The sequence below is a fragment of the Sphingomonadaceae bacterium OTU29LAMAA1 genome, from assembly GCA_024072375.1.
Lineage (GTDB): Bacteria > Pseudomonadota > Alphaproteobacteria > Sphingomonadales > Sphingomonadaceae > Sphingomonas.
In genome coordinates this window covers 243,529-268,162 of record CP099617.1, presented here as the reverse complement: position 1 = coordinate 268,162, position 24,634 = coordinate 243,529, and the positions used below count along the sequence as shown (strand labels likewise).

The window sequence follows — 24,634 nt, the reverse complement described above, 5'->3', positions numbered from 1 at the left end:
GTGCGGCAGGGAGGATGCGCCCCGGCGAAATCATCGACACCGGTCGGGCGTGCTTGAGGTGGGATATAGGCTGTCTGCCACGGCTATTCCCTCCCCATATCCGCGCGCGCCGTGCGCGGTTCGGCATTGCCAGTGTCGCTACAGAACCCTAGCAGGCTGGTCGGATGAGCAATCCGCCCTCCCCCCCGACAGCCTCTGGCGACCAGTCCTACACCTATGCCGATGCCGGCGTGTCGATCGCCGCCGGAAACGCGCTGGTCCGTGCGATCGGGCCTCTGGCGAAGGCGACCCGTCGGCCGGGAGCGGATGCGGAACTGGGCGGCTTCGGCGGCATGTTCGACCTGAAGGCGGCGGGTTTCTCCGATCCGCTGCTGGTCGCCGCGAACGATGGTGTCGGCACCAAGCTGAAGTTGGCGATCGAGTGGGATCGGCATGAAGGCGTTGGCGTCGATCTCGTCGCCATGTGCGTCAACGACCTGATCGTGCAGGGCGCCGAGCCGCTGTTCTTCCTCGATTATTATGCCACCGCCAAGCTCGACAACGCCGTCGCCGAGCGTGTCGTGGCATCGATCGCAGAGGGCTGCCGTCAGGCCGGCTGCGCGCTGATCGGCGGCGAAACCGCGGAAATGCCCGGCATGTATGCAGACGGCGACTACGATCTCGCGGGCTTTTGCGTCGGCGCGGTCGAGCGCGACCGGGTGCTGACCGGGCGGGAGATCGGCGCGGGCGACGTCATCCTCGGGCTGGCATCCTCCGGTGTGCATTCGAACGGTTTTTCGCTGGTCCGCCGCCTCGCCGCGGATCGCGGGTGGAAGCTCGACCGGCCGGCATTGTTCGATTCGGACCGGCTGCTGATCGACATCCTCATGGCGCCGACGCGGATCTACGTCGCAAGCCTGCTGCCACTCCTGCGCGAGGGCGCGATCAAGGGGCTGGCGCATATCACCGGCGGCGGATTGCTGGAAAATATCCCCCGCGTGCTGCCGGCCGAGGCGCATGCGGTGGTCGACGCCGACGCGTGGGAGCAGCCGCGGCTGATGGCATTCCTGCAGGCGCAGGGTGCGATCGAGCCGGAAGAAATGGCGCGCACCTTCAATTGCGGGATCGGCATGGCGGTCGTCGTCGAGGCGGATCGCGCGGACGCCGTCGCCACGGCGCTGCGCGCAGCAGGGGAGACGGTGCACGCGATCGGCCGGATCGAGCCGGGACCCCGCGGCTGCACCGTTCGCGGATCGACCGAGACGTGGAGCGCCCGCAAAGACTGGACAGCAACGCATGCGGGGTGAGCCGGCGTGAAGACCGTAGGCATCCTGATCTCGGGCCGCGGATCGAACATGATGGCGCTGGTCGAGGCAGGCATCCCGGTTGGCCTCGTCGCCTCCGACAAGCCGGACGCACCGGGCCTGGCCTGGGCCCGGGAGCGCGGCATCGCAGCGTTCGGGCTGTCGCCCAAGGATATTGGCAAGGCCGCCTATGAGGCGCAGATCGACGCCGCCCTGCGAGAGGCGGGATGCGAGGTGATCGCGCTGGCGGGCTATATGCGGTTGCTGTCGGACGATTTCGTCGTGCGGTGGCGCGGCCGGATCGTCAACATTCACCCGTCACTGCTGCCGAAATACAAGGGCCTCGACACGCATGCGCGGGCCATCGCCGCGGGTGATACCGTCGCAGGATGCTCCGTGCATATCGTCACGGAGGAGCTGGACGGCGGCGCCCTGCTGGGACAAGCCCAAGTGCCGGTGCTCGCCGACGATGGACCCGATACGCTGGCATCGCGCGTTCTCGCCGCCGAGCACCGCCTCTATCCACAGGTGCTGAAGGAGTTCGCCAGCCGATGACCCCCGATTCTCCTGCCGTGTCTCCTGCCCTCACCCGCATCCGTGAGATAGCACTGCTGCTGCCGGAGGTGGAGGAGCGACCTAGTCACGGCCAGCCAACGTTCTTCGTTGAGGACAGGCAGTTCGCACAGGTTCGCGAAAATCATCACGGGGACGGGCTGAACGTCGTCTGCGTGCGCACCAGCGGCACCGACGAACAGGCGATGTTGATCGATTCCGCTCCGGATATCTATTCTAAGCCGGCCTATCTCGGCCCGTCAGGCTGGGTCGGCGTGGCGCTGGACGGTGATCCCGACTGGGCGTTGATCGAGGATCGCGTCTCGCGAAGCTGGGAACTCGCCGCGCCGCGCCGCCTGCTCGAGGCGGGCGGACGATGACCGAGACGAAGGATCAGGCGCAGACCCGCCGCCGCTGGGTCACGCTGGCGGAAGTGGTGGCCGTCGCCGGCGTCGTCATCGCCGCGCTGACTCTATACAGCAACTGGCAGGAGCGTCGGGACGCGGCTGCAGACAAGGCGATGGAACAGGCCAGCGCATCCCGCGACAAGGCGCGTTTCGTATTGCGCGGCGCAGTGGCCGAGGACAAACGATCGATCATGCTGGTGCGCGACGAGGCACATCCGCTCGGCGACATCCGCGTCACCTTCCCGGCCGCGCTCGGCGTGTCACCGCAGGATTCGGTGACGCAGACGATCGAGGCGGGATGGTTCGACGCCGCGTTGCGCAAGGCCACTGACGGCGGCCCCGATGAGCGGACCGGGCGGTTGTCGGTTTTGGTGCGCTATACTTATTTTACCGACGACCGGCCGACGACGCGTCAGGCGATATACGACGTCGTCTGGAAGACCGAGGGGCAGATGTTGCGCGGCCGCAAGGTCGAATTGCTCGACTTTCGTTTGCGGGAAAGCGGCGGCGATCAACGGCGGGTCGATGCCCTGTGGACGAGGGCGCTGCCAAAGGCGCCCTAACGAGCGACCATCCAACGGAAGAAGCGCGGCACCGCACCGCGCCGCGTCATCCACTCGCTGTATTCGCGGTAGACGGGATCCAGTCCCAGATGCCGTTCTTCGGTGCGAGCGCGCCAGTAATAGATGCCGCTGACCACACCCATCAGCGCGGTCGCGCGCACCGCATCAATCACGCTGCCGGTCGTCAGGATCGGCAGCGTCGACAACCACCAGAACAGGTTTTTCGACAGATAGGCCGGGTGCCGCGAGAACGCATAGGGACCGTGCGTCAGGATACCGCGATGCGTAAGGTTGGAGAATCGCAGCCCGAACGCCACCGTCGCCCATGCGTAGATCGCGGTCAGAACGACCAGCACCGCGCCCCAGGCACTCATCAGCATCGAATGTCCCGCGAACCAGTCGGTCCATTCCTGCGTCCCGGGATGATAGTCGAGCGGCCCGCCCGCCTCCATCAGGATGAACGGCGGATAGCACATCAGCGCCGCGGTCCACGCCGCCGCGAACGGATTGGCACTGCGAATATGCGAATCGAGCGGACGCAGCGTCAGGATGTAACCGACCGTGGCGAAGCCCACGTCGATGACGAACATCAGTGCGATCAGCCATTGCGCCAGCGCCACCGGATCACGCAGTCCGGACAGGTCGGTGCGGATGAAGCCACCGAAGTTGCCCGGCACCACCGCCAGCATGAATGCGAGGAAGAACGCCTTTACCGCCCAGCCGCGCAGATGACCGTGGATCGCCTGGCGATCGACACCGCTTTGCCCGGTCAGCCATGCGCCGAGATGCCACGCGCCGTCGTGCGGCTCCACCAGATGACGATCGAGCCACAGCACATACGGCACCGCGACCAGTGCGACGATCGGCACCGCCCAGCTGAAGCACCACATGGCGAAGGCGAAATTGCCCTCCCAATAGAAGCGGCCGACGCCATAGATGATCGCGATACCGCCCCAGGTGACGTACAGGCCGGCGAGCTTGGTCAGGCTGATGTCGCGGGTTTCGGCGAACGTGCGCTTCACGCTCCAGTCGATACCGGTCGTCGGGCTACGATGAACCTTGTCGACCAGCAGCGACCAGCCGACCATCGGCAGCCCGCTGGCGAGCAGCCCGACCAGCGCCGCATAGGGGCCGTCCATGCCGATCGCCAGACAGGCGACCAGCCACAGGGTCAGACCTGCCATACCGGCGATACCCACGCCGTGACTTACCGCAGAAGAGGGGCGCGGGTCTGCCGCGGAATGCGCGGCCAGCGTGGCATCGTGATACATGCGCGCTCGTCTAGCGCAGGAACGGTAAGCAAGTCGTGAACCATGTGCCGCAAGCCGATCAGACGCTTGCACCGGCATGCGGAGGATTGTAATGGCGCTGACGCACGGCGTGCGCGGGTATAGCACAATGGTAGTGCAGCAGCCTTCCAAGCTGAATACACGGGTTCGATTCCCGTTACCCGCTCCAGCCGCCGCACCTCCTTTCTTCGTCAGTCCTTCGCCGTCCCCGGCTCCGCCATATTGCGATGCTGCTCCGCGAGAATGGCGTTCGGCGTGACGTTGGCGACCGCCGACTGAATTTTGTTCTTCCAGCCCGACACGATCGCCGCCTTGCCCGCCATCAGGGCGTCCCAGCCGTCCTTCGCTACGTCGGCGGGATCCGACTTCTTGGGATCGGTGCCGACATCGGTGTCGAGCATGTCACCCCGCGCAAAGAATTCGGTGTCGACCGGCCCGGGCATCAGGTTGGTCAGCGTGACGCCATCCGCGTCCTTGATCTCGTTCTGGATCGCGGCGACGAAGCTGTCCACGAACGCCTTGGTGCCGTTGTAGACCGCCTGAAATGCGCCGGGAATGTAGCCGGCGATCGATCCGGTCACCAACACCTTGCCGTCGTTGCGGGCGACCATCGGCTTCAGCACCTGCTGGAGCAGATAGACCGTGCCGGTGATGTTGGTGTCGACCACCATGCGCCAGTCGGATACCGACTGGTCGAGAAACGCCCGGCCGAGACCATGGCCGGCGTTGGCGCAGACCAGATCGATCTGCCGTCCGCCGGCCGCAGCCAGCAACGTATCGACGCCCTGGGTCGTCGAGAGATCCGCCTCGACCGCCGTTACGGACGTGCCGAATTGTTCGAAATCGGTCGCTGCCGAATGGATCAGCGCCTCGTTAGCGGCGACGATGATGTCGTAGCCGTCCTTCGCGGCGAGCGTCGCGAGTTCGAAGCCGATGCCGGTCGATGCCCCGGTAATGATGGCAAGTTTGTTGGCCATGATGTGATCCTTTAGATGGGATTCGTCCCCCTCCCGTCATGCGGGCGAACGCCGAGATCCGTGGAGGGGGTGAAGCCGATGAAGTGCGCAAACGCCGGTGAAGCGCTCCATGGGTCCCGGCGTTCGCCGGATGACGGTGGGTCGGGTCAGCTCATCGCCATTCCCGGCTTCAGGACGATCTTGGTCACCTCGTTCTGGTGATCCTTGAACATCTTGTAGCCCTTGGGCGCGTCCATCAGCGGCATGCGGTGCGAAATGAGGAACTCGGTATCGATCTTCCCTTCCATGATCGCGTTGAGCAGCCCCGGCATGTAATGCTGGACGTGGGTCTGGCCGGTCTTGAGCGTCAGCCCCTTTTCCATGAACGCGCCCAGCGGGAACTTGTCGACGAATCCGCCGTACACCGCCGGCATCGATACCCGTCCGCCCTTGCGGCAGGCGATGATCGCCTGGCGGATCGAGTGGGGCCGATCGGTGCCGAGGAAGGTCGACGCCTTGATCTGATCGATGACGTTGTCGACGAACAGGCCGTGTGCCTCCAGCCCGACCGCGTCGATCACCGCATCGGGGCCGATCCCGCCGGTCATCTCCATCAGCGCTTCGTAGGTCGCGCTCTCCTCGAAGTTTATCGTCTCGGCGCCGAAGCGCTTCGCGAGTTCGAGACGGTGCGGGAAATGATCGATCGCGATGACGCGTTCTGCGCCCATCAGGAACGCCGACTGCACCGCGAACAGACCGACGGGGCCGCAGCCCCAGACCGCAACGGTATCGCCCGGCTCGATCTGCGCATATTCCGCCGCCTGCCAGCCCGTCGGCAGGATGTCGGACAGGAACAGCACCTTGTCATCGTCAACGCCGTCCGGAATGACGATCGGGCCGACGTCGCTGAACGGCACGCGGACATATTCCGCCTGTCCGCCCGCATAGCCGCCCGTCATGTGGCTGTAGCCGAACAGCCCCGACATTTCGGTGCCGTACAGGGTTTGGGCAATGTCCTGATTGTCGGCCGGCAGACCGTTGGGGCAAGCCGAATACTGGTGCTTGCCGCAATGATAGCAGCTGCCACAGGCGATCGTGAACGGGACGACCACGCGCTGGCCCTTCTTCAGGGTCGATTTTGCGCCGACCTCTACCACCTCACCCATGAATTCATGGCCAAGGATGTCGCCGGACTGCATCGTCGGGATATAGCCGTCGTAGAGATGCAGGTCGGAGCCGCAGATCGCGGTCGAGGTGACCTTGATGATGCAGTCGCGGGGATTGACGATCTCCGGGTCGTCGACCGTGTCCATGCGGACGTCGTGCTTTCCGTGCCAGGCGAGTGCTTTCACAGCCCCATCTCCTCATATTGCTTGGGGTTCATCGCCGGTGTCGCGATCTCGCCGGTTTCCATCAGCTGCTTGAACCGGCGCAGGTCGCGACGTGCCTGGATCGCCGGTTCGCGCTGGAACATTTTCGCGATCACCTTGCCGATAACGCCGCCGGGCGGGTCATAGGCGATCGTCACGGTCACCACCGTGCCACGCTCGCCGGCATCACGGAATTCGATGCGACCGGAATTGGCAACGTCGGCGCCGGGTTCGGACGTCCATGCGATGAAGCGATCCGGTTCCTCCTGCGTCACCCGCGCGTCCCATTCGACGGTGGCACCTGCCGGTGCCTTGACCGTCCAGTGCGACTCCTTGTCGTCCGTCACCTCGATCGAGACGACGTTCTCCATGAAGTGCGGCAGGTTCGTGAAATCGCGGAAATAGGCGTAGAGCTCGCTTGCGGGCCGGTTGATCGTCACCGATCGCCCGACGACGGAGGAGCCTTGCCCCTCAATCAGCGATTCGGTGACGGTATCGGCAGCGTCGCGGCGTTTGGACGTCGCGGCAGGCGCATCGTCATGTGCGTCGGTCATCCTGATCTCCCTTCGGAAGACCCCCTAACCCGGCGCGAACACGCCCGTTCCAGTCGTTACGTATGTAGATTCAACTAGATAAAGCTAGTTTCGTCCATTCGGCGGCAGAATGGCAACGCTGTGGTGGAGCAAGGCGACCAATCGGGCCGCGTCCTTCCGGCCATGCCGGAAGGTGGTGGACAGGGCTGGATTCGAACCAGCGTACGCTTGCACGGGCAGATTTACAGTCTGCTGCCTTTAACCACTCGGCCACCTGTCCGGATGCGAGTTCGCCGAAGCGAGGCGGCCTATTGGCGAAGCGAAACGCAGCTGTCAACGCCGCTGCCGCCGAATTGCGGATGCTTGCGCGAACGGCGGACGCCGCCTAGCACCCCGAACGGAATAACGGGGATATTCATGCGTCGTCTGCTGCTTGCCACTGCCGCCATCGTTCTTGCCGCACCCGCCGCGGCGCAGGATCGCGCCGCCATCGCCGCGATCATCGATCAGGGCACCAACCACAGCCAGGTGGTGCAAACCGTCCAGCACCTGACCGATGTGATCGGCCCGCGACTCGCCAACTCGCCCGGCGCGCGCAAGGCTGAAGCGTGGACGGAGGGCAAGTTCCGCGAATGGGGGCTGAAGAACGTGCGCAGGGAGGGCTTCGCCTTCGGTCGCGGCTGGTCGATCGAGCGCGCCAGCGTCCGCATGGTCAGCCCGCGCCCGGTCCAGCTGACGGCGATTCCGGTCGCATGGACGCCGGCGACGAATGGCACGCTGACAGCGCCGGTCGTCGTCGCGCCGATCGCCCGCGAGCGAGACTTCGCGAAATACCGTGGCCAGCTTCGCGGCAAGATCGTGATGATCTCGCTCCCCCGCGCTGCCGGCGATGCGACCGAGGCGCCGTTCCGCCGGTTGACCGGCGAGGACATCGGCAAGCTCGACCAGTTCCAGCAGCCCAATTACGATCCCGCCGCGGCCGATCGCCGGATGAAGCGGCTCGACTATGCGAAGAAGCTCGATGCGTTCCTGAAGGAAGAGGGCGCGGTGGCGGTGGCGACGATGTCGTATCGCGACGGCAAGCTGGTGCATGGCGAAGGCTATCTGTTCGGTGTCGGCGACACCGCCTCACTGCCCGCAGTGCAGATCGCACAGGAGGATTATCTGCGGCTCGCCCGGCTGGCGAAGATCGGTCCCGCCCCGACGCTGGAGATCATCAGCGACGTCCGCTTCGATGACAGCGATGCCAACGCGTACAATGTGATCGCGGAGATCCCCGGCACCGATCCCAAGGCCGGTTACGTCATGGCGGGCGCTCACCTCGACAGCTGGGTCGCGGGCGACGGGGCTGCCGACAATGCGGCAGGGTCGGCGGAGATCATGGAGGCGGCGCGCATCCTGTCCGCCAGTGGGGTTCGGCCGAAGCGCACGATCCGCTTCGTGTTGTGGGGTGCGGAGGAAGAGGGGCTGCTCGGCTCGTCAGCCTACACCCGCGCACATCTGGCGCGGCGCGGCACCGGGGCACAGCCGGCCGGCGTCGATTTCGGCTTTGCCTATCGCTGGCCGATCGTGCCGTTGCCCGGCCACGGCGAGGTCGCCGCCTATTTCAACATCGATAACGGATCGGGCAAGCTGCGCGGCCTGTATGCCGAGAACAATCCCGCCGTCGTACCGATCTTCCGCGAATGGCTCAGCCCGTTCGCGTCGATGGGTGCGGGCAACGTCGTCGCGCGCCAGACCGGCGGCACCGATCACGTCAGCCTGCAACAGATCGGCATTCCCGGCTTCCAGTTCATCCAGGACCCGCTCGATTACGGTAGCCGGGTGCATCACAGTTCGGTCGATACGTTCGATCACCTGAAGCCGGAGGACCTGCGTCAGGGCTCGATCGTGCTCGCCTCGGTCTTGCTCTCCGCCGCCAATGCCGACAAGGCGCTGCCTCGCCCGCCGCTGCCGACGCAGCCGGTGGTCACCGATCCCTTTGCCTATAGCGATACCAATGATGACTGAACCTGCCGCCCCCCTCTGCCTGCCGGCCGCCGTCTGATGGCGCGCAAAGGCCATCGCCCGTCGACCGGCACCGCCAACCGCCCCAAATTCTGGGGCCGCCATCCGGTGACGGCGGCGCTCGCCAATCCCAACCGTGTCGTGCGCAAGCTGTGGGGGACGCGCGAGGCGCTGGCGGCGCTCGACATCCCGTCGACGCTGCCGGTCGTCTATGCCGAGGCGCCTGATCTAGGCCGGCTGGTGCCGTCCGACGCACCGCACCAGGGGCTGGTCGCGGAGGTCGAGCCGCTCGACGACATGTGGCTTGCCGACCTGCTGATCGAGGGCAAGGACGACAACCGCCCGCTGGTGGTGCTCGATCAGGTCACCGATCCGCACAACGTCGGCGCGATCCTGCGTTCCGCTGCGGCGTTCGACGCGCTCGGCATCGTGACGCAGGACCGCCATGCGCCGCCCGAAAGCGGCACGGTCGCGCGTTCGGCTTCGGGCGCGCTGGAGACGGTGCCGTGGATTCGCGTCGTCAACCTCGCCCGCGCGCTGGAAGAGATCGCCGAGGCGGGCTTCTGGCGGATTGGCCTCACCGGTCATGCGGACCAGACACTGGCCGAGGCGATGGGCACGCAGCGCATCTGCATCGTGCTCGGCGCGGAAGGCGAAGGCATGCGCCAGAATACCGAGGCACATTGCGACGAACTCGCCAAGCTGCCGATCAGCGGCAAGGTGGAGAGCCTCAACGTCTCCAACGCCGCCGCGATCGCGCTCTACGCGGTGGCGGCACGCTAGCCGCTCACCGCGCGAGCCGATCAATCTTCGCCGGCGATCGTCACCCGCAGCCCGTCGAGCGCCGGCGTCATCTGGATCTGGCACGACAGGCGCGAGGTCGCGTTGCGCTCGTCGCTCGAATCGAGCAGATCGTCCTCGTCCGGCCCCATCGCGGGCAGCTTGTCCGCAAAATCCGGGTCGACATGGACGTGGCAGGTGGCGCAGCTGCAGCAGCCACCGCACAGCGCCAGCAGTTCGTCGATACCGGCGTCGCGGATCACCTCCATCACCGACAGGCCGGCTTCGCCCATGATCTCGCGTTCTTCCCCCTCACGCGTCGTGACGATAAGCTTGGGCATGATATTCTCCGCTGAAGTCGCCGCCGGCCATGCCGCGCCGTCGCCAAAGGATCAAGCATGGGCCTGAGCGCCGAACAGATCCGCGTCGCGATGGATGCGCTCGCCGCCGCCGAGCCGGGCTTCGCCGCCGGCCTGTCGCGCGTCGGCTACCCACCGCCGCGCATCCGCGAGCGCGGCTATGCGACGCTGCTGCGCACCATCCTTGGCCAGCAGGTCAGCGTCGCTTCGGCCGCCGCGGTGTATCGCAAGCTGGAGACGCTGGTCGGCGAGCCCGGCGATCCGCACACCATCCTCGCCGCCAGCGACGAGACGCTGCGCGCCGCCGGCCTGTCGCGGCAGAAGGCGAGCTACGCCCGCAGCCTCGCCGAAGAGGTGACCAGTGGGCGCCTCGACCTCGACAATTTGCCGGCCGACGACGAGGAGGCGATCGCGCAACTGGTGCGGGTAAAGGGCATCGGTCGCTGGTCCGCCGAAATCTACCTGCTGTTCGCCGAGGGGCGGCAGGACATCTGGCCTGCCGGCGACCTCGCCGTGCAGATCGAGCTCGGCCGGCTGTTGGGCCATGACGAGCGGCCCTCGGAAAAGCTCTGTCGCGCGCTGGCCGAAGCCTGGCGGCCGCATCGTGGAGCGCTCGCGATCTTCACCTGGCACCATTACGGCGCCGGACCGGATGTGGATGCCGCGCCGGTGTGAGATCCCGCCGCGTCAGCTGACGGCAAGAGCGGCTTAGCCCCGGGCCCTTCTAACTTGGGCCAGGACGATCCGCGCTTTTCCCTTTGCCCCGACCGCTGCCATCCGTCACAGGTCGGTTCATGACGACAGCCACGCCGACGACTGCCGCCCTTCCCAGCCACCCCCATCCCGCATCGCTCAGCGGCAGCCATCGCAGCGTCGCCGTGCCGACCGGCCTGAAGGGCTGGCGGCGGCTGGGCGCGTTCATGGGGCCGGGCTTCCTCGTCGCGGTCGGCTATATGGACCCCGGCAACTGGGCGACCGACATCGCCGGCGGATCGGCGTTCGGCTACACCCTGCTGTCGGTCATCCTGCTGTCGAACCTGATGGCGATCGTGTTGCAGGCGCTGTCCGTCCGTCTGGGCGTCGCCGCCGGGCTCGACCTCGCGCAGGCGTGCCGCGCCTATTATTCCAAACCGGTATCGCTGGTACTCTGGGTGTTGGCGGAGGTCGCGATCATCGCCTGCGACCTTGCCGAGGTGCTCGGCACCGCGATCGCGCTCAAGCTGCTGTTCGGCATGCCGCTGGTATGGGGCGTTGTGCTGACCGCGCTCGACGTGTTCCTGATCCTCGCGCTGCAACGCTTCGGCTTCCGCAAGATCGAGGCGTTCATCGTCGCGTTGCTCGTCATCATCGCCGGCTGTTTCGCCTACGAACTGTTCCACGCGAAGCCGGACATGGGCGCGCTGATGGCCGGCTTCATCCCCTCGCCCGGCATCGTCACCGATCCCGCCAAGCTGTACCTCGCGATCGGCATCCTCGGCGCGACGGTGATGCCGCACAATCTCTACCTCCATTCCTCGATCGTCCAGACCCGCGCCTTCGCCCCGACGGATGAGGGCAAGGCGGAGGCGGCGAAGATGGCAACGCTGGACAGCACGATCGCGCTCGGACTCGCCTTCTTCATCAACGCCGCGATCCTGATCGTCGCCGCCGCCGTGTTCCATACCGCCGGTCGGACCGAAGTGGCGGAGATCGACGAGGCGTATCGCCTGCTGGCACCGATGATGGGCGTCGGCGCGGCGAGCGTGGTGTTCGGTATCGCGCTGCTCGCCTCGGGGCAGAACAGTACGGTCACCGGCACGCTTGCCGGGCAGATCGTGATGGAGGGCTTCCTCAACCTGCGGCTGCCGGTGTGGCTGCGCCGGCTGGTGACGCGATTGCTCGCGATCGTGCCGGCGGTGATCGTCGTCGGCGCATCGGGCGACAGCGGCGCTACGCAGTTGCTTGTGCTCAGTCAGGTGGTGCTCAGCCTGCAACTGCCGTTCGCGGTCGTGCCGCTGGTATTGTTCACCGGTCAAACCCGGGTGATGGGCCGCTTCGTCAGCCCATTATGGCTGCGCACCCTCGCCTGGGCCATTGCGGCGATCATCATCGGGCTGAACCTCACCCTGCTGATCGGCATGCTTTAATCCCGATACGGCCTTTAAAAGGGTGACATCGGGCGATCGTCGTCGTCTAGTGCGCCTTCCTCTTGCTCCGGACATGCCGTGACAGACAGCCCAGCCGCCGCTCTTCCGACCACGACCCGTAACGAACTCGCCTCCGCCATCGTCGATACCCTCGTCCATCGCATCGGCAAGGATGCGCAGGCCGCCCGCCCGCACGACTGGCTGGCGGCGACGATCTTCACCCTGCGCAACGAAATCATCGAACGATGGATGGAATCGACCAAAGCGGCGCACGCCGCGGGGGCCAAGCGGGTCTATTACCTCAGCCTGGAATTCCTGATCGGCCGGCTGCTGCGCGATGCATTGTCGAACCTGCGCCACAACGACGAGGTGGCAGAGGCGCTGGCGACGCTGGGCGTAAACCTGTCCGAAATCGAGGAGATCGAACCCGACGCCGCGCTCGGCAACGGCGGCCTCGGCCGGCTGGCGGCGTGCTTCATGGAAAGCCTCGCGAGCCTCGACCTGCCCGCCTACGGCTATGGCATCCGCTACGTGAACGGCATGTTCCGCCAGCGGCTGGACGACGGCTGGCAGATGGAGCTGCCGGAAAACTGGCTGGCGCATGGCAATCCGTGGGAGTTCGAGCGCCGCGAGAGCGCCTATTTCATCGGCTTCGGCGGCGAGGTGACGAGCGTCGCGGAGGGCCGGGTCCACTGGTCCCCCGCGGAGGCGGTGGAGGCGGTCGCCTTCGATACGCCGATGGTCGGCTGGCGCGGCAAGCGGGTGAACACGCTGCGGCTGTGGAATGCGCGCGCTTTCGATCCGATCAAGCTCGACCAGTTCAATGCCGGCGACTTCGAGGGCGCGCTGGCCGGCCAGACCCGTGCCGAAACGCTGACGCGCGTGCTGTATCCCAACGACAGCACGCCGGCGGGACAGGAACTGCGGCTGCGGCAGGAATACTTTTTCTCCTCCGCATCGATCCAGGACATCGTTCGCCGGCATGTCCAGTATTTCGGCGACATCCGGACGCTGAGCGACAAGGCGGCGATCCAGCTCAACGACACCCACCCCGCGGTTGCCGTCGCCGAGCTGATGCGCATCCTGACCGATTTTCACGAACTGTCGTTCGACGAAGCGTGGGACATCACCCGCGCGACCTTTGGCTATACCAACCATACGTTGCTGCCCGAGGCGCTGGAAAGCTGGCCGCTGCCGTTGTTCGAACGGCTGCTGCCGCGGCATATGCAGATCGTCTATGCGATCAACGCCAGACTGCTGCGTGAGGCGGCAAAGGCCGAGGGGATCGACGATCACGCGATCGCCGCGATCAGCCTGATCGACGAGGGCGGCGAGCGGCGCGTGCGCATGGCGAACCTCGCCTTTGCGGGCAGCCACAGCGTCAACGGCGTCGCGGCGCTGCATACCGAGCTGATGAAGAAGACGGTCTTCGCCGATCTCCATCGCCTCTACCCCGACCGGATCAACAACAAGACCAACGGCATCACGCCGCGCCGCTGGCTGCAGCAATGCAATCCGGGGCTCACCGATCTGCTGACGCAAGCCATCGGCGAGGACTTCCGCGACGACGCGATGAAGCTGACCGCGCTGATTCCTTTTGCGGACGATGCATCATTTCGGGAGCGTTTCGCCGCGGTGAAGCGTTCCAACAAGGTGACGCTCTCGACGTATATCAAGGACAGCCTGGGTTTGAGCATCGATCCCGATGCGATCTTCGACGTGCAGATCAAGCGCATCCACGAATACAAGCGCCAGCTGCTCGGCATCGTCGAGGCGGTGGCGCTATACGACCAGATCCGCAGCCATCCGGAGCGGCAGTGGACGCCGCGCGTGAAGCTGTTCGCGGGCAAGGCGGCATCGAGCTATCATAACGCCAAGCTCATCATCAAACTGGCGAATGACGTGGCCAAGCGGATCAACGCCGATCCCGCGGTCGGCGACCTGCTGAAGGTGGCGTTCGTGCCCAATTACAACGTCAGCATGGCGGAACGGATCATCCCCGCCGCCGATCTGTCCGAACAGATCTCGACCGCGGGCATGGAAGCCTCCGGCACCGGCAATATGAAGTTCGCGCTCAACGGTGCGCTGACGATCGGTACGCTCGACGGCGCGAATATCGAGATCAAGGATCACGTCGGTGACGACAACATCTTCATCTTCGGCCTGACCGCGGACGAAGTCGCGGACAAGCGCAACAGCGGTTATCGTGGGCGCGACGTGATCGCCGCATCGCCCGAACTGGCGCAGGCGGTCAATGCGATCGCGTCCGGCGTGTTCTCGCCGGACGATCCCGACCGGTACAAGGGATTGATGGACGGGCTGTACGACCACGACTGGTTCATGCTCGCCGCCGATTTTGACGCTTATGCCGCCGCACAGCGGGACGTCGATGCCAAGTGGAACGATGCCGACGCCTGGGGGCGATCGGCGGTCCTGAACGTCGCCAACATGGGCTGGTTCTCGTCCGACCGGACGATCGGCGAATATGCGAAACAGATTTGGGGGGTCATGTGAAACCACCGCGTGGCGCCATTGCCGCCCTGCTCGACGGGCGCCACGACGATCCGTTCTCGCTGCTTGGCGTGTTTCCGGGTCCGGGGGGCACGTTCGCCCGCACCTGGATACCAGGCGCGGAGACGGCGGAGGCGCACGATCTCGCCGGCACGTCGCTGGGCATGCTGACGCGCGTCGGCACGGACGATCTGTTCGAAGGTATCATCGCGGGATCGCCGCAGCCGATGAGATACAAGGCGCAGGGCTATGGCGCCGAATGGTGGGTCACCGATCCATACAGCTTCGGTCCGGTACTCGGCCCGACCGACGACTATCTGATCGCGGAAGGATCGCACTTCCGGCTCTACGACAAGATGGGCGCGCATCTGATCGAGCATCAGGGCGCATCGGGCATGCATTTCGCGGTATGGGCGCCGAATGCGCAACGCGTGTCGGTGGTCGGCGATTTCAACGACTGGAACCACGCCCGCCACGTCATGCGTCGCCGCAGCGACGTCGGCGTTTGGGAAATCTTCCTCCCCGATATCGGCGAGGGTCGCAGCTACAAGTTCGCGATCCACGGCCCGGACGGGCGGTTGCAGCCGCTGAAGGCCGATCCGTTCGCCTTTGCCGCGGAGCTGCGCCCGAAGACCGCTTCCGTCACGACCGCGCCGCCCGCGCACGTCTGGGGCGACGATGCGCATCGCGAGACTTGGGCAAAGGTCGATCCGCGCCGGGTGCCGATGAGCATCTACGAAGTGCATGCGGGCAGTTGGGACAAGGACGAGAACGGCTGGTATCTGTCGTGGGATGCGCTCGCCGACCGGCTGATCCCGTACGTCGTCGATATGGGCTTCACGCATATCGAGTTCATGCCGATCAGCGAACACCCCTATGATCCGTCATGGGGATATCAGACGACCGGCCTGTACGCGCCCTCCGCCCGGTTCGGTGATGCCGACGGCTTCGCGCGATTCGTCGATGGAGCGCATCGTGCCGGAGTCGGCGTATTGCTCGATTGGGTGCCGGCGCATTTCCCGGTCGACGCGCACGGCCTGAGCCGGTTCGACGGCACGGCATTGTACGAACATGAGGACCCTAAGCTCGGCTTCCATCCCGACTGGAACACGGCGATCTACAATTTCGGACGGCGCGAAGTGCGGTCGTTCCTGATCAACAACGCGCTGTTCTGGCCGGAGCGCTATCACGTCGATGGCCTGCGCGTCGATGCGGTCGCGTCGATGCTGTATCGCGATTACAGCCGTGAACCGGGCGAGTGGATTCCGAACGAGCAGGGCGGGCGCGAGAATTGGGAGGCAGTGACCTTCCTCCGCGACATGAACCGGGCGGTCTACGGCAAGCAGGACGGCGTGTTCACGGTTGCGGAGGAATCGACCAGCTGGCCCGGCGTATCGATGCCGGCGTTCGAGGAGGGGCCGAAGGAAAGCCTCGGCTTCGGGTTCAAGTGGAACATGGGCTGGATGCACGATACGCTTCAGTACTTCGCGCGCGAACCGGTGCATCGCCGCCATCATCATGGCGAGATCACCTTCGGCTTCGTCTATGCCTTCGATGAGAACTTCGTCCTGCCGCTGAGCCATGACGAGGTCGTGCACGGCAAGGGATCGCTGCTGACGAAGATGGCCGGCGACGACTGGCAGCAATTTGCGAACCTGCGCGCCTATTACGCGTTCATGTGGGGCTACCCCGGCAAGAAGCTGTTGTTCATGGGACAGGAGTTCGCCCAGCGACAGGAATGGAGCGAGGAACGCGCGCTCGACTGGCACCTCCGCAATTCGGCGGCGCATGAGGGCGTGCGCAAACTCGTTCGCGAGCTCAACCGCGTCTATCGCGACACGCCCGCGTTGCATGCGCGCGATTGCGAGGCGGAGGGGTTCGAGTGGCTGATCGGCGACGATGCAACCAATTCCGTGTTCGCTTGGCTGCGCAAGGCGCCCGGCGAGAAGCCGGTGGCGGTGATCGCCAACCTGACGCCGGTCGCGCGCGCGCCGTATCGCGTGCCGTTGCCGCATGATGGCCGCTGGCGCGAGATCATGAACTCCGATGCCCATGATTATTGGGGATCGGGCCTGGGTAACCTGGGTGGTGTCGAGGCGAAGCAGGGTGCGGCATGGGTCACCCTGCCGCCGCTGGCCACGATCATGCTGGAATATGAAGGCTGAAACGGCCGGTGACGATAACAGGAGGGTGCGAATGGTAGACAGACGAGGGCAGCCGCTGTCGCGCGATGCGATGGCCTATGTGCTGGCGGGCGGCCGCGGCAGCCGATTGATGGAGCTGACCGACACGCGCGCCAAGCCGGCGGTCTATTTCGGCGGCAAGAGCCGGATCATCGATTTTGCGCTGTCGAACGCGATCAATTCGGGCATCCGCCGCATCGGCGTCGCGACGCAATACAAGGCGCATTCGCTGATCCGCCACCTGCAACGCGGCTGGAACTTCCTGCGGCCGGAACGCAACGAGAGCTTCGACATTCTCCCCGCCTCGCAACGCGTGTCGGAATTCCAATGGTATGAGGGCACCGCCGATGCGGTGTTCCAGAACATCGACATCATCGAGGCGTACGACGTCGAGTATATGGTGATCCTGGCCGGCGATCACATCTACAAGATGGATTACGAGATCATGTTGCAGCAGCACTGCAACAGCGGTGCCGACGTGACCGTCGCCTGTATGGAAGTGCCGCGGATGGAGGCGGTGGCGTTCGGCGTGATGCACGTCGACGAACAGGACCGCATCATCGATTTCGTCGAGAAGCCTGCCGATCCGCCGTCGATCCCCGGCCAGCCCGACACCGCGCTCGCCAGCCTCGGCATCTATGTCTTCCGCACCAAGTTCCTGATCGAGGAACTGCGGCGCGATGCCGATACGCCGGGTTCGGCGCGCGATTTCGGCAAGGACATCATCCCTTATCTGGTCGAGCATGGCCACGCGCAGGCGCATCGTTTTTCCGCGAGTTGCGTGCGGACCAGCGAGGAACCCGCCGCCTACTGGCGCGACGTCGGCACGGTCGATGCCTATTGGGAAGCCAATATCGACCTGACCGATATCATCCCGCAGCTCGACGTGTACGATCACGAATGGCCCCTGTGGACCTATTCGGAGATCACCCCGCCCGCCAAGTTCGTCCATGACGAGGATGGCCGGCGCGGATCGGCGGTGTCCAGTCTGGTATCGGGCAATTGCATTGTGTCGGGATCGTCGATCCAGCGGAGCCTGTTGTCCACCGGGGTGCGCGCGCACAGTTTTTCGTCGCTGGATGAGGCCGTCGTCCTGCCGTATTGCCACATCGGCCGCAACGCGCAGCTGAAGCGCGTGGTGCTCGACCGGGGCGTCGTCATTCCCGACGGTCTGGTCGTCGGTGAGGACCCCGAACTGGACGCCCGCCGGTTCCGCCGGACCGACAAGGGCATCTGCCTGATCACGCAACCGATGATCGACCGTCTGGACCGGTGACCGTGGTGCCGACCCTGAACGTCCTGTCGGTCGCATCGGAAGCCTTCCCGCTCGTCAAGACGGGCGGGTTGGCCGATGTGGTCGGCGCCCTGCCGGATGCGCTTGCGCCGCACGGGGTTGCAACGACGACGCTGATCCCGGGCTATCCGGCGGTCGGCGCGGCCGTAAAGGGTGCGAAGGTCGTCCACCGCTGGGCAAATCTGATGGGTGTGGAGGCGCGATTATTGTCGGCGCGGATCGGCGAGCATCCCCTGCTGGTGCTCGATGCCCCTGCCCTCTTCGCACGTCCGGGCGGACTCTATGGTCACGGCGACGACTGGCAGCGGTTCGCGGCCCTGTCCCGCGCCGCTGCCGATATCGCCTCGGGTGCTGCGCCGAAGTTACGATTCGACCTGCTGCACGCGCACGACTGGCAGGCGGCGATGGCGCCCGCCTATCTGCGCTATACGGATGCGGCGAAGCACACGCCGAGCGTGGTCACCGTGCACAACATCGCCTTTCAGGGCCGGTTCGATACGACGATCTTCCCCGAACTCGGTCTGCCCGATGCCGCCTACGCGCTGGACGGGGTCGAATATTATGGCGGTGTCGGGTTCCTGAAGGCGGGACTAGAGGCCGCCGATGCGATCACGACGGTCAGCCCGACCTATGCCGCCGAAATTCGCGAAGACCGGTTCGGCATGGGGCTGGAGGGCCTGATCGAAACGCGGCGCGAGCGGGTGCACGGGATCGTCAACGGGATCGACCCGGCGGTGTGGAACCCGGAAAGCGATACCGCCCTGCCCAGCCGCTACACCCCCCGCGCGCTCGGCCGGCGCAAGGCGAACAAGCGCGCAGTCGAAAAGATGTTCGGACTGGATCGCGGCGATGGTCCGATCTTCACCGTCATCAGCCGGCTGACTTGGCAGAAGGGCATGGACGTTCTGGCGCAATGCCTCGACGAGCTAGTCGCGCTCGGCGGGCGGCTCGCGCTGCTGGGGTCGGGCGATGCGCATCTCGAGGCAGCCTTCCTCGCCGCCGCCGCGCGCCATCCGGGGCGGATCGGGGTGCGCATCGGTTATGACGAACCGCTGTCGCACCTGTTGCAAGGGGGCGCGGATGCTATCCTGATCCCGTCGCGGTTCGAACCCTGCGGTCTTACCCAGCTATACGGCCTCGCTTATGGGTGCGTCCCGATCGTGGCACGCACAGGTGGGCTGGCTGACACGGTGATCGACGCCAACGAAGCCGCGCTCGCGGCCGGTGTCGCCACCGGATTCCAGCATGGCGAAACCGGTTATCACACGCTGGCACATGCCATTCGCCGTGCGATCGCCGCCTACGCGCGTCCCGATCTGTGGTGCGGCATCCAGCGTAACGGGATGCGTGCCGATTTCTCATGGGCGGAGAGCGGTCGCCGCTACGCCGAACTCTACAAGAGCCTGACAGGAGCCGCATGACCATCACCGTCGCGACCACGCCCTACACCGACCAAAAGCCGGGAACGTCCGGCCTGCGCAAGAAGGTGAAGGTGTTCCAGCAGCCGAATTACGCCGAGAACTTCATCCAGTCGGTCTTCGACGTGATCGACGGCAAGTCCGGCGCTACGCTGGTCGTCGGCGGCGATGGTCGCTTTCTGAATCGCGAGGTGATCCAGAAGGCGATCCGCATCGCCGCGGCGAACGGTTTTGCGCGCGTGGTGGTGGGGCGCGGCGGCCTGCTGTCGACGCCGGCGGCGAGCAACATGATCCGCATCCGAAGGGCGTTGGGCGGATTGATCCTGTCGGCGAGTCACAACCCCGGCGGTCCGGACGAGGATTTCGGGATCAAGTACAATATCGCCAACGGTGGCCCTGCGCCCGAACAGATCACCGACGCCCTGTACGCGCGGACGAAGACGATCGACCGCTGGCTGACGGTGGATGCGGCGGATGTCGACCTCGACGCATTGGGCGAGGTCGCGGTCGGCGGCATGACGGTCGAGGTCATCGATCCGGTCGAGGATTATGCAGCGTTGATGGAGACGCTGTTCGATTTCCCTGCCATCCGCGGCGCCGGCCTGACGATGGCGTTCGATGCGATGAACGCGATCACCGGTCCCTATGCGACGGAAATCCTCGAACGGCGGCTCGGCTTTGCGCCTGGCACTGTACGCAACGGCACGCCACTGGAGGATTTCGGCGGTCATCACCCCGATCCCAACCTCGTCCACGCGCACGAGTTATACGAGACGATGATGGCACCGGACGCGCCGGATTTCGGCGCGGCATCGGACGGGGACGGCGATCGCAACCTGATCATCGGTCGCCACCGCTTCGTGACGCCGTCCGACAGCCTTGCGATGCTGGCGGCGAACGCGCATCTGGCGCCGGGCTACGCGGGCGGGTTGAAGGGGATCGCGCGGTCGATGCCGACCAGCGCCGCCGCGGATCGCGTCGCGGAAAAGCTCGGGCTGCCGATGTTCGAGACGCCGACCGGATGGAAATTCTTCGGCAATCTACTCGATGCCGGCATGGCGACGATTTGCGGCGAGGAAAGCGCCGGTACGGGATCGGATCACGTTCGGGAGAAGGACGGTTTGTGGGCGGTGTTGCTGTGGCTCAACATCCTCGCAGCACGCAAGCAATCCGTCGACGCGATCGCGCGCGATCACTGGGCGACCTATGGCCGCAACTATTACGTGCGCCACGATTACGAAGGTGTCGAGAGCGAGCGCGCCGATGCCCTGATGACGGAATTGCGCGGCAAGCTGGCGTCGCTGCCGGGAACGACCCTCGCCGGGCTGACGATCGTCGAAGCGGACGACTTCGCCTACACCGACCCGACAGATGGCTCGGTCAGCCGCAACCAGGGCGTGCGCGTACTGTTCGAGGGCGGTAGCCGCGTGGTGTTCCGCCTGTCGGGCACAGGCACGAGCGGCGCGACCCTGCGCGTCTATCTGGAGCGGTACGAACCGGCGGACGGGCATCTCGATCGCGACACGGGCGAGATACTAAGCGATATCATCGCGGCGGCCGATGAGATTGCCGGCGTGAAGCGGCATACCGGACGCGACGCACCGGACGTCGTGACGTGATCGAGCGGGTGCGGCGGCAGGCGCCCGGATGACCGACGGGCATCCGGGCGTGTACCTGAGCGAACGAGGGGCACGCTTCGCCGTCCGATCGGCGACTCCGGTGACGTTGTGCCTGTTCGGTACGGAAGGCGAGCGGCGCGTCGCGATGGCGGGAGCGGGCGGCATCTGGTCGGTCGAGGTTCCGGGGATCGTCGCCGGGCAGGCGTACGGATATCGCGCCGCCGCCGATCCCGCGAAATTGCTGGTCGATCCCCATGCGGTCGAACTCGATCGACCGTTTGCCTATGATGCGCGCCTGCGCGAGCGGGGGGTGGATACGGGCGGACTCGTGCCGCTCGCGATCGTACGGGATAGCCCTCCGACCGGGTCGCTGTCGTCGCCCCTGTTCGCACCCGGCGGCCTGATCTACGAACTCAACGTCCGCGGGTTCACGATGCTGCATCCGGCAGTGCCCGAAGCGCAGCGGGGGACGATTGCGGCACTGGCACACCCCGCGGTGATCGCTCACCTGCGATCGCTGCGCGTGTCCGCGATCGAGCTGATGCCGATCGTGGCATGGATCGACGAGCGGCATTTGCCGCCGCTGGGACTGACCAACGCCTGGGGCTATAATCCGGTCGTGCCGATGGCGATCGATCCGCGGCTCGCGCCGGGCGGCGTAGCCGAATTGCGCGATACGGTGGCGGCGTTGCGTGCCGCGGGGATCGGCGTCATCCTCGACCTCGTCTTCAATCACACCGGCGAAAGCGACGTGCACGGGCCGACGCTTTCGCTGCGTGGTTTCGATGAGGCGCTCTATTACGCACATGCCGACGACGGCACGCTGATCAACGACACGGGCACCGGTAACACGCTCGATTGCAGCCGACCGGAGGTCCGGGCGATGATCCTCGACAGCCTGCGGCATTTCGCGCGCTGTGGCGTCGACGGGTTCAGGTTCGATCTGGCGACCATATTGGCGCGCGGGCCGGGGTTCGACGCGCAAGCGCCGATCTTTGCGGAGATTGCGGCCGATCCGTTGCTGGCCAGCCGGGTGATGATCGCCGAGCCGTGGGATATCGGTCCCGGTGGCTACCGACTGGGAGAATTCCCGGCCGACTGGCTGGAATGGAACGACCGCTATCGTGACGATGTGCGTCGGTTCTGGAAAGGCGATGGTGCCGCGGGCATGTTTGCGACACGGGTGGCGGGATCGGCTGACGTGTTCGGAAGCGGCGACACCCGTACCGTCAACTTCGTCGCCGCGCATGACGGTTTCACGCTGGCCGACACGGTCGCCTATGCGGAACGGCACAATCAGGCGAACGGCGAGGACAATCGCGACGGCCATGGCGACAACCATAGCTGGAACGATGGGGTCGAGGGGCCGACCGACGACCCGATGGTGATCGTGCGCCGCAATGCCGACGTGCGGGCGCTGCTGGCGACGCTGTTCGCCTCGCGCGGCACGATCATGCTGAGCGCGGGAGACGAGTTCGGCCGGACGCAACGGGGCAACAACAATGCCTATGCGCAGGACAATGCGATCGGCTGGGTCGACTGGACGGCGCGCGATCGCGCGCTGGAAGCGTTCGCCTTTGCACTGGCGGACTTTCGTGCGGCGCATGGTCTGACGCGGGTTGCCCCCTACGCCGACGCCGAATGGCGGACGCTGGCGGGCGAAGCGATGGCGGCGACCGACTGGACCGACGCACCGGGCTTCGAACTGCGGCTGCCGCACGACAACGGTAACACCGCCTTGCGGTTCGACCGGCAGATCCGTCGCGTATCGCTGAGCCATGGCATCGTTCTGGAGAGTCGCTGATGTTTCGTGCCATGCTGCTGGCCGTCGCTGGCCTGCTCGTCGCCGCCGCGCCACTATCTCCCGCCCAGCGGTTCGGTGCGCTCTTCCGCGATGTCCAGATGCGCGGGGTGTTCCCAGACTCGAAAACATTTGCCGACGCACAGCCGCGGCGTAGCGATGCCGCTATCCTGGCGGACTATCGGAAATGCGTTTGCAAGGACGATGCCGCGCTGAAGGCGTTCGTGCTCGCCAATTTCACGCTGCCGGTGACGCCTGCCGCGCCCCCGCCGTCGGGCAAATTGACGCTATCTGCACATATCGACGCGCTGTGGCCGCAACTCACGCGGACGCTGCCGAGTGTGCCGGCGGGATCGTCCGCGCTGTCACTGCCCCGCCGCTTCGTGGTTCCGGGCGGACGGTTCCGCGAGATGTATTATTGGGACAGCTGGTTCACGATGCTGGGCCTTCAGGTGTCCGGGCGACAGGATCTGGTCGAGGATATGATCGTCGATTTCGGCAGTCTGATCGACCGGTACGGCCGCATCCCGAACGGCACGCGCAGCTATTACCTCAGCCGGTCGCAACCTCCCTTCTTCTACCTGATCACACAGATGTCGCGCGACGCCGGGACGCTGGCGCAGCGAACCCGATGGCTTCGCGCTGAACACGATTTCTGGATGGCCGGAGCGGAAGGATTGAAGCCCGGCGGCGAACATGCGCGGGTGATCCGGCTGTCGGATGGATCGCTGCTCAACCGGTATTGGGACGACCGCGACGATCCCCGCGACGAGAGCTACCGGGAGGATGCGGTGCTGGTCGCGGCAACACCCGCACGCGATGCGCGGACGATGTTTCGGGACCTGCGCGCCGGGGCGGAAAGCGGATGGGATTTCAGCTCGCGCTGGCTGGCCGATGGCCGGACGCTGGCAACGATCCGCACGACCCGGATCGTACCGGTCGATCTCAACAGCCTGATGTTCGGGCTGGAACAAACGATCGCCGACAATTGCCGAACCCTGCGCGATGACGCGTGCGCGCGGCGATACGACACCGCCGCAACAGCCCGTCGACGCGCGATCGATGCGCATCTGTGGCATAGCGCTGGCGGCTATTATGCCGATTACGATCTGGATACCCGGCGCGCGATGGATGGACGTACGGCCGCGATGGCGTTCCCCCTGTTCGCGGGGCTGGCCTCGCCGAAGCGGGCACATGCCACTGCAACCGTGCTGGCATCGCTGATCGGCGAGGGCGGCCTCGGTACGACGACAAGGGCCACCGGACAGCAATGGGACCAACCGAACGGCTGGGCACCCTTGCAATGGATCGCCGTCGAGGGGCTGCGGCGGTATCGCGAGGATGCGCTCGCCACAAGGATCGCGGGCGGCTGGCTCGCCACGGTCGAACGGGAGTACGACGCGAGTGGCAAGCTGCTCGAGAAGTACAACGTCGTACAGAAGCTGCCGGGCGGTGGCGGTGAATATCCGTTGCAGGACGGCTTCGGCTGGACCAACGGCGTGACCCGCGCGATGATCGCACAAGGCTTTACCGCCGGCGGACGACGGCATAACATCCGTCATGGTCTATCCGGCGAGAGGTAA

General features: G+C 65.6%; 20 protein-coding genes and 2 tRNA genes. 16 read left to right on the top strand and 6 right to left on the bottom strand.

Annotated features, from left to right (window positions below; translation table 11 throughout):
• Positions 1–164: 164 nt before the first annotated feature.
• The 4 genes from purM to NF699_01605 are packed head-to-tail and all read left to right on the top strand — an operon-like array spanning position 165 to position 2,805.
• Positions 165–1,286 carry a phosphoribosylformylglycinamidine cyclo-ligase gene (gene purM / locus NF699_01620; GenBank protein ID USU05427.1) on the top strand — a complete coding sequence of 374 codons (1,122 nt, stop codon included), beginning with the start codon at positions 165–167 and terminating at the stop codon, positions 1,284–1,286.
• A 48-nt stretch (positions 1,287–1,334) separates the two neighbouring features.
• Positions 1,335–1,838 (top strand): phosphoribosylglycinamide formyltransferase, encoded by a 504-nt coding sequence (gene purN / locus NF699_01615; protein USU06956.1) that lies wholly within the window; start codon positions 1,335–1,337, stop codon positions 1,836–1,838.
• Positions 1,835–2,215: an MmcQ/YjbR family DNA-binding protein gene (locus NF699_01610; protein ID USU05426.1), complete on the top strand. Its 381-nt coding sequence runs from the start codon at positions 1,835–1,837 to the stop codon at positions 2,213–2,215. The genes purN and NF699_01610 overlap by 4 nt, the downstream gene beginning before the upstream one ends.
• A complete protein-coding gene (locus NF699_01605; protein USU05425.1) occupies positions 2,212–2,805 on the top strand; it encodes a hypothetical protein in 594 nt (197 codons plus the stop codon). The genes NF699_01610 and NF699_01605 overlap by 4 nt, the downstream gene beginning before the upstream one ends.
• On the opposite strand, the gene NF699_01600 is transcribed toward NF699_01605, so the two are convergent.
• A complete protein-coding gene (locus tag NF699_01600; GenBank protein USU05424.1) occupies positions 2,802–4,076 on the bottom strand; it encodes a DUF1295 domain-containing protein in 1,275 nt (424 codons plus the stop codon). The genes NF699_01605 and NF699_01600 overlap by 4 nt on opposite strands.
• Before the next feature lie 113 nt (positions 4,077–4,189).
• On the opposite strand from NF699_01600, the gene NF699_01595 reads away from it, so the two are divergent.
• Positions 4,190–4,263, top strand: a tRNA-Gly gene (locus tag NF699_01595).
• A 22-nt stretch (positions 4,264–4,285) separates the two neighbouring features.
• Here NF699_01595 and NF699_01590 read toward each other — a convergent pair.
• From NF699_01590 to NF699_01575, 4 genes are all read right to left on the bottom strand, one after another.
• Entirely contained in the window at positions 4,286–5,071 is a 786-nt protein-coding gene (locus NF699_01590; protein USU05423.1) for an SDR family NAD(P)-dependent oxidoreductase, read from the bottom strand.
• A gap of 146 nt (positions 5,072–5,217) precedes the next feature.
• Positions 5,218–6,402 carry a glutathione-dependent formaldehyde dehydrogenase gene (locus NF699_01585; protein ID USU05422.1) on the bottom strand — a complete coding sequence of 395 codons (1,185 nt, stop codon included), beginning with the start codon at positions 6,400–6,402 and terminating at the stop codon, positions 5,218–5,220.
• Positions 6,399–6,974, bottom strand: a complete 576-nt coding sequence (locus NF699_01580; GenBank protein USU05421.1) for an SRPBCC family protein — start codon at positions 6,972–6,974, stop codon at positions 6,399–6,401. Before NF699_01580 ends, NF699_01585 begins: the two co-directional genes overlap by 4 nt.
• Positions 6,975–7,147: 173 nt before the next feature.
• Positions 7,148–7,233 (bottom strand) — tRNA-Tyr (locus NF699_01575).
• A 137-nt stretch (positions 7,234–7,370) separates the two neighbouring features.
• Here NF699_01575 and NF699_01570 point away from each other — a divergent pair.
• Entirely contained in the window at positions 7,371–8,963 is a 1,593-nt protein-coding gene (locus NF699_01570) for a M20/M25/M40 family metallo-hydrolase (GenBank protein USU05420.1), read from the top strand.
• A 36-nt stretch (positions 8,964–8,999) separates the two neighbouring features.
• Positions 9,000–9,743 (top strand): 23S rRNA (guanosine(2251)-2'-O)-methyltransferase RlmB, encoded by a 744-nt coding sequence (gene rlmB, locus NF699_01565; GenBank protein ID USU05419.1) that lies wholly within the window; start codon positions 9,000–9,002, stop codon positions 9,741–9,743.
• Positions 9,744–9,763: 20 nt separating this feature from the next.
• Here the strand turns inward: rlmB and NF699_01560 are convergent, their stop codons facing one another.
• Positions 9,764–10,081, bottom strand: a complete 318-nt coding sequence (locus tag NF699_01560; GenBank protein ID USU05418.1) for a 2Fe-2S iron-sulfur cluster-binding protein — start codon at positions 10,079–10,081, stop codon at positions 9,764–9,766.
• A 57-nt stretch (positions 10,082–10,138) separates the two neighbouring features.
• Between NF699_01560 and NF699_01555 the strand changes: the two genes are divergently transcribed.
• From NF699_01555 to treA, 9 genes are all read left to right on the top strand, one after another.
• Positions 10,139–10,774: a DNA-3-methyladenine glycosylase 2 family protein gene (locus tag NF699_01555; GenBank protein USU05417.1), complete on the top strand. Its 636-nt coding sequence runs from the start codon at positions 10,139–10,141 to the stop codon at positions 10,772–10,774.
• Positions 10,775–10,893: 119 nt separating this feature from the next.
• Positions 10,894–12,225, top strand: coding sequence for an Nramp family divalent metal transporter (locus NF699_01550; protein USU05416.1), 1,332 nt, complete (start codon positions 10,894–10,896; stop codon positions 12,223–12,225).
• A gap of 78 nt (positions 12,226–12,303) precedes the next feature.
• A complete protein-coding gene (locus NF699_01545) occupies positions 12,304–14,739 on the top strand; it encodes a glycogen/starch/alpha-glucan phosphorylase (GenBank protein ID USU05415.1) in 2,436 nt (811 codons plus the stop codon).
• Positions 14,736–16,901, top strand: coding sequence for a 1,4-alpha-glucan branching protein GlgB (gene glgB / locus NF699_01540; protein USU05414.1), 2,166 nt, complete (start codon positions 14,736–14,738; stop codon positions 16,899–16,901). Before NF699_01545 ends, glgB begins: the two co-directional genes overlap by 4 nt.
• Before the next feature lie 31 nt (positions 16,902–16,932).
• A complete protein-coding gene (gene glgC, locus NF699_01535; GenBank protein USU05413.1) occupies positions 16,933–18,195 on the top strand; it encodes a glucose-1-phosphate adenylyltransferase in 1,263 nt (420 codons plus the stop codon).
• A gap of 5 nt (positions 18,196–18,200) precedes the next feature.
• Positions 18,201–19,634 (top strand): glycogen synthase GlgA, encoded by a 1,434-nt coding sequence (gene glgA / locus NF699_01530; protein USU06955.1) that lies wholly within the window; start codon positions 18,201–18,203, stop codon positions 19,632–19,634.
• Positions 19,631–21,250, top strand: a complete 1,620-nt coding sequence (locus NF699_01525) for an alpha-D-glucose phosphate-specific phosphoglucomutase (GenBank protein ID USU05412.1) — start codon at positions 19,631–19,633, stop codon at positions 21,248–21,250. Before glgA ends, NF699_01525 begins: the two co-directional genes overlap by 4 nt.
• A gap of 28 nt (positions 21,251–21,278) precedes the next feature.
• On the top strand, positions 21,279–23,054 hold the full coding sequence (gene glgX, locus NF699_01520) for a glycogen debranching protein GlgX (GenBank protein USU05411.1): 1,776 nt from the start codon (positions 21,279–21,281) through the stop codon (positions 23,052–23,054).
• A complete protein-coding gene (gene treA / locus NF699_01515) occupies positions 23,054–24,634 on the top strand; it encodes an alpha,alpha-trehalase TreA (protein ID USU05410.1) in 1,581 nt (526 codons plus the stop codon). The genes glgX and treA overlap by 1 nt, the downstream gene beginning before the upstream one ends.